The following is a 14,291-nucleotide window of genomic DNA, read 5'->3' on the forward strand; positions in this document are numbered from 1 at the left end:
GTTGTCGGTGCGGAAACTTATCGGGAAAAACGGTTTCTTTAGATTTTACGTTCTGGATTCCCACTTTCGTGGGAATGACGGGATTTTGGTTTCCGTGTGGATGGATTCGTCATTCCCGCGCAGGCGGGAATCCGGAAACTCAAAGTTGCAAGAATTTATTAGAAATGGCTGAAACTCAACGAACCTGGATTCCCACTTTCGTGGGAATGACGGAGGAGGGGTTGCTGTTTTCCCGATAAATGCCCGCAATCTCAAATCCCGTCATTCCCCAAAAACAAAAAATCAAAAACAGAAATCCCGTCATTCCCGCGCAGGCGGGAATCTAGAGTTGTCGGTGCGGAAACTTATCAGATAAAACGGTTTCTTTAGATTTTACGTTCTGGATTCCCGCTTTCGCGGGAATGACGCGGAAAAGTTTTCGTGCCGGTTTGAACCGGTGGGGATGGTGCGGGAATGACGGCGGAAAAGTGGGCTGTGGGGCGGGAATGACGGTATTTTTGTATTTAATATAAATTTGTATTCGATATAAAAATGCCGTCTGAAACGGCGGGGCGGGGTGTGGAAATGCCGTCTGAAGCGGTCAAACGACGTTTCAGACGGCATTTTTATGCCCGGTTATTTCCGGTAGCGGACGGCGCGGGACAGGATTTCTTCAATTTCCATCCACATAACGCCTCCTTACAGCAAACCGGGCTGGCCCAGTGCGGGGTCGGTCGCGCGGGCGGCTTGTGCGTCTTCGACAGTCAGTCCGAGGGCTTTTGCCACGCCTTCGCCGTATGCCGGATCGCAACGGTAGCAGTTGCGGATATGGCGGTATTTGATGAAGTCGGGCGCGTCGCCCATTGCGGCGGCGGTGTTGCCGAACAATGCCTGTTTCTGCGTATCGTTCATCAGGTTGAACAGGGCGCGCGGTTGGCTGAAATAGTCGTCATCGTCTTGGCGGTAGTCCCAGTGTGCCGCGTCGCCGTTGATTTTCAAAGGCGGTTCGGCGAAGTCGGGTTGTTGCTGCCATTGGCCGAAGCTGTTGGGTTCGTAGTGCGGCAGGCTGCCGTAGTTGCCGTCGGCGCGTCCTTGTCCGTCGCGCTGGTTGCTGTGAACAGGGCAGCGCGGACGGTTGACAGGGATTTGGCGGAAGTTCACGCCCAAGCGGTAGCGTTGCGCGTCGGCGTAGTTGAACAAACGTGCCTGCAGCATTTTATCCGGGCTCGCGCCGATACCGGGAACGAGGTTGCTCGGTGCGAAGGCGGATTGTTCCACATCGGCGAAGAAGTTTTCAGGATTGCGGTTCAACTCGAATTCGCCCACTTCAATCAGCGGATAGTCTTTTTTCGGCCAAACTTTGGTCAAGTCAAACGGATGATAAGGTACTTTTTCCGCGTCTGCTTCGGGCATCACTTGGATGTACATCGTCCATTTCGGAAACTCGCCGCGTTCGATGGCTTCGTACAGGTCGCGCTGGTGGCTTTCGCGGTCTTCGGCGATGATTTTGGCGGCTTCTTCGTTGGTCAGGTTTTTAATGCCTTGTTGGGTGCGGAAGTGGAATTTCACCCAAAAACGCTCGCCTGCTTCGTTCCAGAAGCTGTAGGTATGCGAACCGAAGCCGTGCATATGGCGGTAGCCGGCGGGAATACCGCGGTCGCTCATGACGATGGTAACTTGGTGCAACGCTTCAGGCAGCAGCGTCCAGAAGTCCCAGTTGTTTGTGGCGGAACGCATGTTGGTGCGCGGATCGCGTTTGACGGCTTTGTTCAGGTCAGGGAATTTACGCGGATCGCGTAGGAAGAACACGGGCGTGTTGTTGCCGACCACATCCCAGTTGCCTTCTTCGGTATAGAACTTCAAGGCAAAGCCGCGGATGTCGCGTTCCGCATCGGCTGCGCCGCGCTCGCCTGCCACGGTGGTGAAACGGGCGAACATCTCGGTTTTTTTGCCGACTTCGCTGAAGATTTTGGCGCGAGTGTATTGGGTGATGTCGTGTGTTACGGTAAACGTACCGAACGCGCCCGAACCTTTGGCGTGCATACGGCGTTCGGGGATGACTTCGCGCACGAAGTCGGCGAGTTTTTCATTCAGCCACAAATCCTGCGCCAGCAGGGGGCCGCGCGGACCGGCGGTCAGGCTGTTTTGATTGTCGGCAACAGGCGCGCCGTTGTTCATAGTCAGATGGGTGACGGGGCATTTGGAGGTAGTCATCGCTCTTGTTCCTTTTCTCAGGTTGGTCAAATGGGGGTAAACGGCTTACAGTACGATTTGGCGGAAAGCGTATTCGTAACCGGTTTCTTGATTGCAATAAATTTCTTGAATCGACATTTTGTTTTCCTTTTATTTAAACTATGAAAGCAACTATACACCAAGATTTTCGCTATTAAAACTATGAAATCGATTTAATATTGTTATAAGCAATCGGTTTTTGATTTTCGTTTGTTTTTTGTTATCGAACGGAATCCGAACCCGCTCATTAAAACCATTTATAATGCAATGACGCTTTGCGGCATTTTTTGCGCCGACAGGCTGAAAATAACAATTTCCCCCACATTATCATGACCTTACTCGGAATAAAGCTCAAACAGACCCAGCAGCTCAACCAGCGGCTGCAACAATCTTTGCGCGTATTGCAGATGTCGGGTATCGAACTTGAACGCGAGGTCGAAAACTGGCTGTCGGACAATCCCCTGCTCGAACGCAAAGACACGGATGAATTTTCCGATGCCGAGTTCAGCCATTACACTGCGCCCGCGCGCCAAATCGGCGGAGACGAAGGCGAAGATATGCTGTCCAACATCGCCGGCGAACAGGATTTCAAGCAATACCTGCACGCGCAAGTATGCGAACACCCGCTTTCCGACCAAGAAGCCGCCTGTGTCCACATCCTTATCGATTTCCTTGACGAGCAGGGCTACCTGACCGACAGCATCGAAGACATCCTCGACCATACGCCCTTGGAGTGGATGTTGGATGAAGCAATGCTGAAACAAGCCCTGACCGCATTGAAAAAATTCGACCCGGCAGGCGTGGCCGCCGCCGATTTGAACGAATCGCTGATACTGCAGATAGAAAGATTGGGCGAATGTGCTGCCAAACCCGCCGCCCTGCATATCGTCCGAAACGCCCTCGACAGCATTGACGGCAACCGCAGCCAAACCCTCGCGCGAATAAAAAAACACCTGCCCAAAACCGACAGCGGCACACTCGAAGCCGCACTCGACCTCATTGCTTCGCTCAATCCCTTTCCCGCTGCCGGTTTTGCCTCATCCACGCCCACGCCGTATATCCGCCCGGATGTCTGGGTTGAGGAAAGTAAAGACGGCTGGACGGTCAGTTTCAACGAAGACTCCCTGCCTCCTCTGCAAATGAACAGCGAATATTGCGAACTGATGCCGTCTGAAGGCCTCTCGCCCGAATGGAAGGAAAAAATCAGCGAAGCCAGACAACGTATCGATTCGCTCGAATTGAGGAAGGCAACCGTCGTCCTCCTTGCCGAATACATCGTTAAACATCAGGCAGACTTTTTCACTTTTGGCGAAATCGGACTCGTCCCCCTGCTGATGAAAGATGCCGCCGCCGAATTGGGTGTGGCAGAAAGTACCGTCTCCCGCGCGGCCAACCAAAAATATTTGTCTTGCCCGCGCGGAGTGTTTGCGCTACGCTATTTCTTCACGCAGGCAGTTCAAATGGAAGAAGGCAAAGAAGCCGTCAGCCAACACGCCGTTAAAGCCGCACTCTCCCAGCTTGTCGGCAGCGAAGACAAACGCAGGCCCTATTCTGACGAGGCACTCGCCAACCTGCTGGCTTTCCGCGGCATGGAGGTTTCCCGCCGCACCGTTGCCAAATACAGAGAATCCCTTGAGATTCCGGCAGCACACAAACGCAAAACCGCAGAATAATTTTTCAACACAATGCTACAACCCGTTTTTCCGTTCCGTCGCCGACGGACAGAACCCACCGAAGGAGCTGTATCATGAATCTGAAAATCACCGGTCTGCATTTCGACATCACCGAAGCCATCAAAAACCACGTTTCCAAGAAACTGGAGCGCATCAACCGCCACGCTTCGGACATCATTTCTATAACTGTAACGCTGTCTGTGGAAAAAGCCAGCCATAAGGCCGAGGCAGACGTACACCTTGCCGGTAAAGACCTGCACGTCGAGTCCGACGGTCAGGACATGTATGCCGCCATCGACACCCTGACAGACAAACTTGACCGCGCCGTATTGAAACACAAAGAAAAAAGCGGAGAAGTCCGCAACTGACCGAATCGGCAAAATGCCGTCTGAAACAGATTTCCGTTTCAGACGGCATTGTTTATTCTGCATAACCAAACATGAAGCAAATCCGCCTTATCTTGAACCGGTTTTGATGCTCAACTCCATGAACTTTTTAACGATAGCTTAAGGTTATCGTTAAAAGGTATTACCCCGACAAACTGGGATTTATCTGTTTTATTCATCCAAAGCGTTGTAAAGCTTGTCCATAATTACAGAAAGGGCTTCTGGAATTCCTTCATCCCAGTCTGGACTTTCAAGAATTTCACCATCTAACGCCTTAAACATTACTTCTGGTATTTTTGATTTTGCTTTACTATCGTCATATCCTTTTGTCCAATCATGTCCTCCAGAATATAAATCGTTAGTCGGATTAAATGCATAAATTTGATCATTATAAAAATCAGAAAGATAGTTTGTTTCAATGGTATCTAAAATATCATAATCTTCTAAGCCCCATGAATATTTTTCTTCGCATTCTTTTCTGTCCACACAGTTCTCTTTATAAAAATCAGGTGCCATGTACCAGTACAAATAAAGGATTGTGCCTCTGTCAGTATCCGGCTGATCAACTATCCACTGGATTACTTTTTTAGAATTATCAAAGTTCCAACTTATTGCTAATAGCTGTCTTTCTTTCGGAGTATTTTTCTTAAGAAAATCAATAATAAGCTCTGTGCTTAATTTCTCAAATTCATCGTCATCAATTTTGACTTCGTCCCATTCAAAATCGTCATTGAGAATATCACTTATCGTTAACATACTGTACCTCCTAAAATTTCGATTTATAACTATCTTTTTTTGAACAAATATCTGTCATTTACTATCAGAACCCGTGAAGTTATATCGTAATTATTTTAATACACTATTCAATTACCAGCTCTACATAATCCCCATCTTCCTTATTGTATACATGCTTATTTACGATATATATCTCCGCACAACCTGTTCCGAAAACCTTTAAAGATGCAATGCGTCCGTTAAGACGGCTGCAATAAGAAAACGGAACGCAAATCCGCATCCCGTTCCGTTTACTTCCAAGCCCCTGCAACGGCTTGAGCCTCTTTCAGACGGTCTACCGTGCCGACATCCAGCCACAAACCCGTATGCTTCTGACCGCTGACGCGGTTTTGCCGCATTTCGTTCCGCAATACGGGCGCAAGTTTCGCCACACTGCCCGCTTCGATTCCGTCAAACATTTCAGGACGGTAAATACCCACGCCGCTGAATGTCAGTCCGTTGCCGCCGGATACTTCCGGCCGCACGCTGCCGTCGGACAGCAGGGAAAAATCGCCGTCGGGGTTGTGCGGCGGATTGTCCGCCAGCCACAGATGGGCGGAAATGTGCTCGGGCAGGGACGATGCCGTCTGAAACGCGGCGGTAAAATCGATGTCGGTCAACACGTCGCCGTTGACCACCAAAAACGGCTGCCCACCCAACAGCGGCAATGCCTGCGCAATGCCGCCTGCCGTTTCCAAACCGCCTGCGGGTTCGGGCGAATAGGCAATATTTACGCCATAAGCCGAGCCGTCGCCCAAAGCATCTTCTATCTGCCGACCCAGCCAAGCGTGGTTGATGACGATTTCGGTAAACCCTGCCTGCTTCAGACGGCATAAATGCCAACCGATTAGAGGCTTACCCGCCACATCGAGCAGCGGCTTCGGAGTGGTATCGGTCAAAGGGCGCATACGCTCGCCGCGTCCTGCCGCCAGTATCATCGCTTTCATATGTATCTGTCCGAATATCAGTCTAAAGACCTAAACTGCCGTCTGAAATAAAGCAGCGCGGGACGTTTGCCCACGCAGTTTTTGATTTCGTCGAGCCTGACGTAAAACACAAAATGTGTGCCGATTTCATGTTTGCCGACAATATGCCCGTGCAGGTGCGCCAACGCCCCTTCTATTTCGGGTTGTCCAGTTTTGCCGTGATGCCAAATATGATAGGCAAAACGTTCTTCGGGTGAAAGATTGGTCAATCCGGCAAAATGTTCGGCCACATCCTGATGTTCGTCTGCCAACGTATTGATGCACAGGCTGCCGTTTTCCGACAGGATCGGGATGATACGGGCTTTACGGTTGATACACAGCATCACGGTTGGAGGCTCGTCCGTTACCGGCGCAACCGCCGTCATTGTAATGCCGTAACGCCCTGCCGCACCGTCTGTCGTGATGACATGAACGCCTGCCGCACAGGATGCCATCGCATCACGGAACGAAGTTTGAAAAGTTTTCTGCAAATCCGCCATTTTTCCCCTTTAAACTGTCCCCTATATAAGAATGCTGCACACAAGGCATCCCCCATGTGCAGCAGTTCTGATTCAAAAAGCCGTCGGTCGGACGTTTCCGCGCGTTACGGCGTATTACGAGTTCAACGCATCCTCGATTTTGGCAAGTTCTGCCAACAGGTCTTTAAGCAGCAGCATTTTCTCGCGGCCCAGCACTTCCTCGATAGCGTCGTAACGCTCGTCCACTTCTTCGCCGATTTCCTCATACAGCTTCTCGCCCTCGGCAGTCAGCTTCAGAAAAACACGTCGTTGGTCGTTGGAAGGTTTCAGGCGGACAACCAAACCCGCTTTCTCAAGGCGGGTCAGGATACCGGTCAGGCTGGGGCGCAGAATACACGCCTGATTCGCCAAATCTTGAAAGTCCAGCGTGCCGTTTTCCGCCAAAAGACGGATAATCCGCCATTGCTGATCGGTAATATTCGCCTGATTCAGAATAGGCCTGAATTGGGTCATCAGGGCTTCCCTTGCCTGTATCAGACCGATATTGATAGACGCATGTTTTGATTGGGTAGGCATTGTTTAAGTCTCCAAGTTATCGAAAATCAAACTTTCAAACCGTCGGGAAAGCCTGTGGGCGTAATTTTTGATGCAACCGTTATATAACAAAACGAACATATAGCAACAATACTCTATAAACCGCATCGGACGACTGGGTATAAAAGACTTTAATTCCGATAATCCTATCTAAAAATATTTTAATAGTTATATCTTAATCTATTTTTCCCACAATCACAACAAGGGATTACATCGGCAGGCGCGCCGGCTCTTTCCCAAAAAACAAAAGCCGCCGCATCCGACGGGCAAGGCATATGCCGTTTGATTCTCTACATAGCGGAAAGTTTAACAAAAACAAAGGTTAACTGAAAACATCCGCCTGAAAAATTCGTGCGCGCAAGCCCCAATAACTGCTGATTCCCGTCGTATAGTGAACCATTTTCCCATTTTTGACCAAAACGACAGTCGGCGTTGCCACAATCCGCCAAGCCCCTGACAGGCTGCCGTCTTCATCGTTGACCGTCGGAAATCCCAAGCCGCGTTTTGCCATATACGCCGCCACTTCGGACGCGCTGCCGGAACGTACCGCCACGCCGACGACCGGCACGCCGTCCGCCGCCAAATCATCGATTATCGGCGACTGATAACGGCACACGCCGCACCAGCTTCCCCAAAAATACACCAGCACCGTCCTATCCCGGCTAAACTGTCCCAAAGTCAGCCGCTGCCCCGACAGCAGGGTCAAAGGCCGCCCTGCCGCGCCGGCAGGTTCGTCGGGCTTGCGTACCCAATCCAAAAACAGCGACACCAATAAAAATACCAATGCCGTCTGAACGGCAAATTTGATGCCCGAAAGCAGTTTCTTTTTCATATGCTCTCTCAAACGGTACACCCGCGCAACCGGTAGGCAAACAAAAAGCCAAGTCTTAAAACTTGGCTTTCGGCTATCTGGTGGGTCGTGAGCGATTCGAACGCTCGACCAACGGATTAAAAGTCCGCTGCTCTACCGGCTGAGCTAACGACCCGACAAGCCGTGCATTATACAGCCCCGTCCTCCGCCGTCAAGCAAATTTTACAGGCTTAATTGCAGACCGCTGTTTGCACGGGATATTTTAACAACAGATTTTCACAATCCGCCGCATACCGTGTAAAAGTTCGCACAAGGAAAGGCAAACCACCCGAAATCAATGTACACTTTCCGCCCGTTTCCCTTCCCAACCCGCACACAGAAACACACATTATGAACATACAAAACATCCGCACCCTCCTTGAAACTGTCAGCATCCCGAATACGGCACGCACGCTCGGCGGCGAAAAGGCCGTCCGCTCGGTCGAACAGCATTCAGACGGCATCCATATCGCCCTGCATTTCGGCTTCCCTGTCGCGCACATTGCCGCCGCCGTCGCCGATGCCGTGCAAGAAACCCTGATGCCAGAAACAGGGGACGCGCACATCCACTTGAGCATAGACACCGAAATCGGCACACACAAAGTCCAGCCCGGCGTTACCACCATCAAAGGTGTGAAAAACATCATCGCCGTCGCATCGGGCAAAGGCGGCGTGGGCAAATCAACAACCACCGCCAACCTTGCCACTGCGATGGCGCGCATGGGCGCGCGCGTCGGCGTACTCGATGCCGACCTTTACGGCCCGAGCCAACCGACCATGTTGGGTGTGGATGACCGCAAACCCGACCAGAAAAACCAAAAACTGATTCCCGTCGAATCTTCAAACGGCATACAAGTCATGTCCATCGGTTTTCTGGTCGATACCGACCAAGCCGTCGTCTGGCGCGGCCCGATGGTCAGCCAAGCCTTGCAGCAGCTGATGTTCCAAAGCGAGTGGGACGAAGTGGACTACCTGTTTATCGACCTGCCCCCCGGCACGGGCGACATCCAGCTCACGCTGTCCCAGCGCATCCCCGTAACCGGATCGGTTATCGTAACCACGCCGCAGGACATCGCCCTGATAGACGCGCGCAAAGCCGTGGATATGTTCCGCAAAGTCAACATCCCCATTTTGGGCGTATTGGAAAATATGTCCGTCCACATCTGCACCAACTGCGGACACAGCGAAGCCCTGTTCGGCACGGACGGCGGCAAAGACTTGGCGGCGCGCCTCAACGTCCCCCTGCTCGGACAGCTCCCCCTAAGCCTGCCCGTGCGCGAAGCAATGGACGGCGGGGCGGCGGCACAACTGTTCGACAAGCACCCCGCCATCGCCAAAATCTACACCGATGCCGCATTCCAAATCGCCCTGGGCATTGCCGACAAAGGCAAAGACTTCAGCAGCCGCTTCCCCAAAATCGTCGTCGAATAAAGCCCCGCCCCCCGAAACCGCAACGCCGTCTGAAACCCCGCGCCTGCCGATACGCCGTCATTCCCGCGCAGGCGGGAATCTAGGACGTAAAATCTTAAGAAACCGTTGTACCCGATAAGTTTCTGCGCCGACAAGTCTGGATTCCCGCCTGCGCGGGAATGACGGTTCAGTTGCGTGGGACCGGATTGTGAAAAGGGGCTGATTCGGTGTATTCGATGAAAACGGTGGAAATATGGGATTAATGAGATTGGTGGCCTGAAGCCCACCCTACAGCCCACCACCCTACGAAACACCCCGCGCCCTGAAAATCCGCATCACGGCGCATATTGCGATATTTACAGCCGGGCGGGAATCCGGATTTGTCCGCACGGAAACCGATACTCCGTCATTCCCGCGCAGGCGGGAATCTAGGACGTAAAATCTCAAGAAACCGTTGTACCTGATAAGTTTCTGCGCCGACGGGTCTGGATTCCCGCCTGCGCGGGAATGACGGTTTAGGTATTTTTATAGCAAGCCGTAGGGTGGGATGCCGCCGGAGGGTATCATATTCTTGGAATAGCGCATTAAAAAGAGTATGATAATGGAAACACAAAAGATTCTGGCAATGCCCGTGCGCCGTTCCCATCCGTCATTCCCGCGAAAGCGGGAATCCAGACCTTTCGGCACGGAAACTGATGCACCCGCCCTGCGAAACCCGCGAAACACCCTGCGAAACCTATGTTTCGGCACGCAGGGCGGCACATAAAGCGTCGCCCTGTGTGCCGCCCCGATTCGGAAGGGGTTGCGCCCCTCCCAAACAAAGTCTGATTCTGCCGCCGCGAAGGACGGATGTCCGAGCGGCGGGGTTTCACCCAAAAAGGAAAACGGAAAAGGAAAACGATATGAAAAAAACACCCAAACGGCACTTGCTCCGCCATACTGCGGTTTACACCGCGATGCTCTTGGCGGTATCGTCCCAACAGGCGTTCGGCGTGGGCGATACCGCGAATTTCAATTTTATCGTCAACGACGACGGCAGCGTAAAAGGCGACCAGACACCCGGCAACAAAGGCGTACGCACGGGTAAGAAAGAAACTTTCCCAATCGGAAGCTCTACACGCCCGGGAAGAAACATATGTAGGGAACTGGGTATCAAATTTGATACCACACAAGGGTGTCCATTTCTCGCCGCACTGACTTATGAACTCACCTACGCAAACACCGACACGCTGCTTGCGGGCAAGACCGGTGGGAAGCTGATTCTCGGCGGCGGTTCCGCCCCGCTGTGGGGCAAGGTTTCCGGGCTTGATGCCGACAATATGGCGGGGCGCAAGACCGATAACTGGCTGACAACCACCCACAAAGGGAAAATGGGTTACGATTTTACCGGCTTGAGTTGCTTCCTCAAGGGCTTGGGTGTATCGACGGGTCAAAGCCGCCAGTGTCCCGACCTGCCTTTCCAGTTTTTTTTCGACTTTACCAATAGCGCGCTCGATTCCACATCGGTGGGAACCAGTCCGGACGGTCTGCCGATATACAAGCTGACAGACCATCCGTGGCTGGGCGTTTCCTTCCAATTGGCTTTATCGGACGGCAAAACGCCGGAAAACTGGCTCGCCATTCAGAAAGACCATACCGAAGTAAGCAAAATGGTTACCCAGCCGACAGGGGAAAGAAGCAAGGGTCAAGTCTTCGCCCTGCGCGCCAAACTGCATATGCTGGGCAACTCCGGCAGCCTCAACGCCCAAGAAATCAAGCTGGGCGAGATTAGTATGCCCAACTTCGCCTTTATGCCGCATAACGAAAACGGCAGGGGGCGGACGGCAACGATATATAAGGTACGCGAACAGGGCCATGTCGACGTAAAACTCCAGCTTCCGAGCATAGGCGCGGGCGGCTGTACGCGGCCTCAATATACCGCTGCCGCCCCGGACGGCAGCCAATACGCCATCGTCGCCCCCGCCCCTTTGGGCGCGGGTTTCCCGGGCAAGGCGGCGGCGGTCGTTACCGATCCCAAGTCGGCAAGCAGCCGCATCCTCTTTTACACCTTGGATAAAGACAATAAGAAAAAAGGCGGCGCGGATTATCTGCCAAGCAAAGGGTTTACCGAACCCGTCTTTACCGGACGCAAGGCGGCAATCCGCTTGGCAAACGGCGTATCCTTGAGCGACAGCAATATTAACGGCATTACGAATGGCACGTTCGATATCGGCGATAATGGGAATAATCAGCAAGAGTGGAAAGACGTGTTATTGCGCTGGACCGACAGGCGCGATGGAAACGACAATCAGTTTAACTATTTTAACAATGCGATAGATGCCTCAACACGCGGCAAACTGTATAGCCAGCAATACCGCATCCGCGACAACGGCAAGCGCGATTTGGGCGACATCGTCAACAGCCCGGTAACGGCGGTCGGCGACTATCTGGCAACCGCCGCCAACGACGGGATGGTGCATATCTTCAAAAAAAGCGGCGGCGGCTACAATCTGAAGCTCAGCTACATCCCCGCTGAAATGCCGCGCAAAGATTTGGACAATAAAGATTCCACTTTGGCAAAAGACCTGCACCATTTTGCCAACGAAAACTACACGGGCGGTTTGTACGGTGTGGACGGCGGCTTTGTCTTGCGCCAAGCCGGAAACCGCGTGTTTATGTTCGGCGCGATGGGTCAGGGCGGCAAAGGCGCGTATGCTTTGGATTTGACCAAAGCCGAAAGCAACCAGACCGGCGTTTCCCTGTTTGATGTAAAAGACAACGGATTGGGCTACACCGTCGGCACACCGCAAATCGGCAAAACCCACAACGGCAAATACGCCGCCTTCCTCGCCTCCGGTTATGCGACTAAGGACGTTAACAGCCAAGAAAATACAACCGCGCTGTATGTGTATGATTTGGAAAGCAGCGGCACGCTGATTGCAAAAATTACCGCACCCGGCGGCAAGGGCGGGCTTTCGTCCCCCACGCTTGTCGATACGGATTTGGACGGCATTGTCGATATTGCCTATGCCGGCGATCGGGGCGGCAAGATGTACCGCTTTGATTTGGGCGGCAACGACCCGACCAGATGGTCTGCACGCGCCATTTTCCAAGGCACGAAGCCGATTACTTCCGCGCCCGCCGTTTCCCAACTGAAAGACAAACGCGTCGTCATCTTCGGCACGGGCAGCGATTTGACCGAAGAAGATGTGGCAAGCCAAGACATCCAACACGTTTACGGTATTTTCGATAACGATACGGAATCTTTGCCGGCAGAAGACGGACAGGGCAAAGGCTTGCTCGAACAAGTGCTGACAAAAGACGGCAGTATGCTGTTCTTGAGCAACTACAAAAGGTCTGACGGCTCGGGCGACAAGGGCTGGGTAGTGAAATTGGAAGCCGGACAGCGCGTTACCGTCAAACCGACCGTGGTATTGCGTACCGCCTTTGTTACCATCCGCAACTACAATGCCAACGGCTGCGGCGCGGAAACGGCATTTTTGGGCATCAATACCTCCGACGGCGGCAGGCTGACGAAGAAAAGCGCGCGCCCCGTCGTGCCTGATCCCCGCGTGGCAAAAAAAGTCGGCGAGAAAAAAGACGCGAAAGGCAACAATATCCCCGTGGGCTGTATGGAAAAAGGCACTGAAACCGTCTGCCCGAGCGGATATGTTTATCCGAAACTGCTGACCGCAAGCTATTTGGACAGCCAAAAGACAAGCGACAACCCGACAACGGCAGACGGCGACGCGGGCGGCAGCGGCAATGACAACACCCCCTTCCAAAAATCCGGCAACCGCTGCTTCTTCAGCAAAGGCGTGCACACGCTGCTGATGAACGATATGTCCGACTTGGACGTTGCCGGCCCGATCTGCAATATGAAACGGGTAAGCTGGCGCGAGGTTTTCTTCTAACCCGCCCGCACGTCCGATTTTTCCGCAAATGCCGTCTGAAAGCCCTTCAGACGGCATTTTTTTGCGTTTTTCGGAGGGGGCAAATGAAACGCGTCATTCCCGCGCAGGCGGGAATCTAGATTTGTCCGCACATCGAACCGTAGCAACTGTATTTTTCACCCCGTCAGGCAAAAATACCAAAACTCAAATCAACACGGAAACTTATGCGCCGTCATTCCCGCGCAGGCGGGAATCTAGGACTCAGGATTGGAGAAACCTTCAGTTTTACCCGATAAGTTTCCGCACCGACAGGTCTGGATTCCCGCCTGCGCGGGAATGACGGTTCAGTTGCGTAGAGCCGGATTGTGAAAAGGGGCGGATTCGGGGTATTCGGTGAAAACGGTGGAAATGTGGGATTGATGGAATCGGTGGGCTGAAGCCCACCCTACAAGAGCGTTCAGACGGCATTGTTTGCGTTTTCGGGATGGGGGCGGCAAATGAAACGCCGTCAAACCGATGCCGTCTGAAAATGGCGGGATACGGCGGAGGTGTTGGAATTGGTGGAATCGGTGGGCTGAAGCCCACCCTACGCAACACCTTGCGGTGTACTCAAATCAACACAAAAACTTATGCGCCGTCATTCCCGCGCAGGCGGGAATCTAGAATGCAGGGTTAAGGAAACCTACATCCCGTCATTCCCACGAAAGTGGGAATCTAGGACTCAGGACTGGAGAAACCGTTTTCCCGATAAGTTTCTGTGCCGACAGGTCTGGATTCCCGCCTGCGCGGGAATGACGATTCGGGTATTCCTGACAGTTTGGGTATTTCTGACGGTTCGGGTATTTCCATAGTTTCGCAGGGCGGACGTGGGGAAATGCGTAACGGGCATAGTGGGCGCGGGGCGGGCGGTTTTACGCCACAGATTTCCGTTTTCGCGCGAACATACAGGCCCGCCGGACGCGTTCGCGCTTGAAATCGGGTATGTTTCGTCTTAAAATATGCTGCTTTCAGGGTATAGGCACTTGCCCGAAAAGCACGTTACGCGTCTATCTTGCGCGGCGTGTTTTTTTTTGACCG

General features: G+C 52.7%; 10 protein-coding genes and 1 tRNA gene. 4 read left to right on the top strand and 7 right to left on the bottom strand.

Features of this window, described 5'->3' with window-relative positions; translation table 11 throughout:
* Positions 1–678: 678 nt before the first annotated feature.
* Positions 679–2,193, bottom strand: coding sequence for a catalase KatA (katA, locus tag Q9J80_RS09430; protein ID WP_304671551.1), 1,515 nt, complete (start codon positions 2,191–2,193; stop codon positions 679–681).
* Positions 2,194–2,540: 347 nt separating this feature from the next.
* Between katA and rpoN the strand changes: the two genes are divergently transcribed.
* Positions 2,541–3,884, top strand: coding sequence for an RNA polymerase factor sigma-54 (gene rpoN, locus Q9J80_RS09435; RefSeq protein ID WP_304671550.1), 1,344 nt, complete (start codon positions 2,541–2,543; stop codon positions 3,882–3,884).
* 74 nt (positions 3,885–3,958) lie between these two features.
* Positions 3,959–4,252 (top strand): ribosome hibernation-promoting factor, HPF/YfiA family, encoded by a 294-nt coding sequence (gene hpf, locus Q9J80_RS09440; RefSeq protein ID WP_304671549.1) that lies wholly within the window; start codon positions 3,959–3,961, stop codon positions 4,250–4,252.
* A 189-nt stretch (positions 4,253–4,441) separates the two neighbouring features.
* On the opposite strand, the gene Q9J80_RS09445 is transcribed toward hpf, so the two are convergent.
* The 6 genes from Q9J80_RS09445 to Q9J80_RS09470 form a co-directional block, all read right to left on the bottom strand.
* Positions 4,442–5,026, bottom strand: coding sequence for a DUF4274 domain-containing protein (locus Q9J80_RS09445; protein WP_301912592.1), 585 nt, complete (start codon positions 5,024–5,026; stop codon positions 4,442–4,444).
* A gap of 269 nt (positions 5,027–5,295) precedes the next feature.
* A complete protein-coding gene (gene murU, locus Q9J80_RS09450) occupies positions 5,296–5,991 on the bottom strand; it encodes an N-acetylmuramate alpha-1-phosphate uridylyltransferase MurU (protein ID WP_304671548.1) in 696 nt (231 codons plus the stop codon).
* A 17-nt stretch (positions 5,992–6,008) separates the two neighbouring features.
* Positions 6,009–6,509 (bottom strand): 4-hydroxyphenylacetate 3-monooxygenase, reductase component, encoded by a 501-nt coding sequence (hpaC, locus tag Q9J80_RS09455; RefSeq protein ID WP_301673001.1) that lies wholly within the window; start codon positions 6,507–6,509, stop codon positions 6,009–6,011.
* A gap of 114 nt (positions 6,510–6,623) precedes the next feature.
* On the bottom strand, positions 6,624–7,064 hold the full coding sequence (gene nadR, locus Q9J80_RS09460) for a MarR family adhesin repressor NadR (protein WP_002214596.1): 441 nt from the start codon (positions 7,062–7,064) through the stop codon (positions 6,624–6,626).
* Between the two features lie 340 nt (positions 7,065–7,404).
* The gene (locus tag Q9J80_RS09465; RefSeq protein WP_301673000.1) at positions 7,405–7,914 is read right to left on the bottom strand and encodes a protein disulfide oxidoreductase; all 510 of its coding nucleotides are present in this window, start codon (positions 7,912–7,914) and stop codon (positions 7,405–7,407) included.
* A 78-nt stretch (positions 7,915–7,992) separates the two neighbouring features.
* Positions 7,993–8,068: transfer RNA gene (locus Q9J80_RS09470), tRNA-Lys, on the bottom strand.
* Positions 8,069–8,283: 215 nt separating this feature from the next.
* Between Q9J80_RS09470 and apbC the strand changes: the two genes are divergently transcribed.
* Complete coding sequence (gene apbC / locus Q9J80_RS09475) at positions 8,284–9,363, top strand: iron-sulfur cluster carrier protein ApbC (RefSeq protein ID WP_301672999.1); 1,080 nt, start codon at positions 8,284–8,286, stop codon at positions 9,361–9,363.
* Positions 9,364–10,244: 881 nt separating this feature from the next.
* Positions 10,245–13,235, top strand: a complete 2,991-nt coding sequence (pilC, locus tag Q9J80_RS09480; protein ID WP_304671547.1) for a PilC family type IV pilus tip adhesin — start codon at positions 10,245–10,247, stop codon at positions 13,233–13,235.
* Positions 13,236–14,291: the final 1,056 nt, after the last annotated feature.

The sequence above is a fragment of the Neisseria blantyrii genome (genome assembly GCF_962747855.1).
In the GTDB taxonomy this organism is placed as follows: Bacteria; Pseudomonadota; Gammaproteobacteria; order Burkholderiales; family Neisseriaceae; genus Neisseria; species Neisseria viridiae.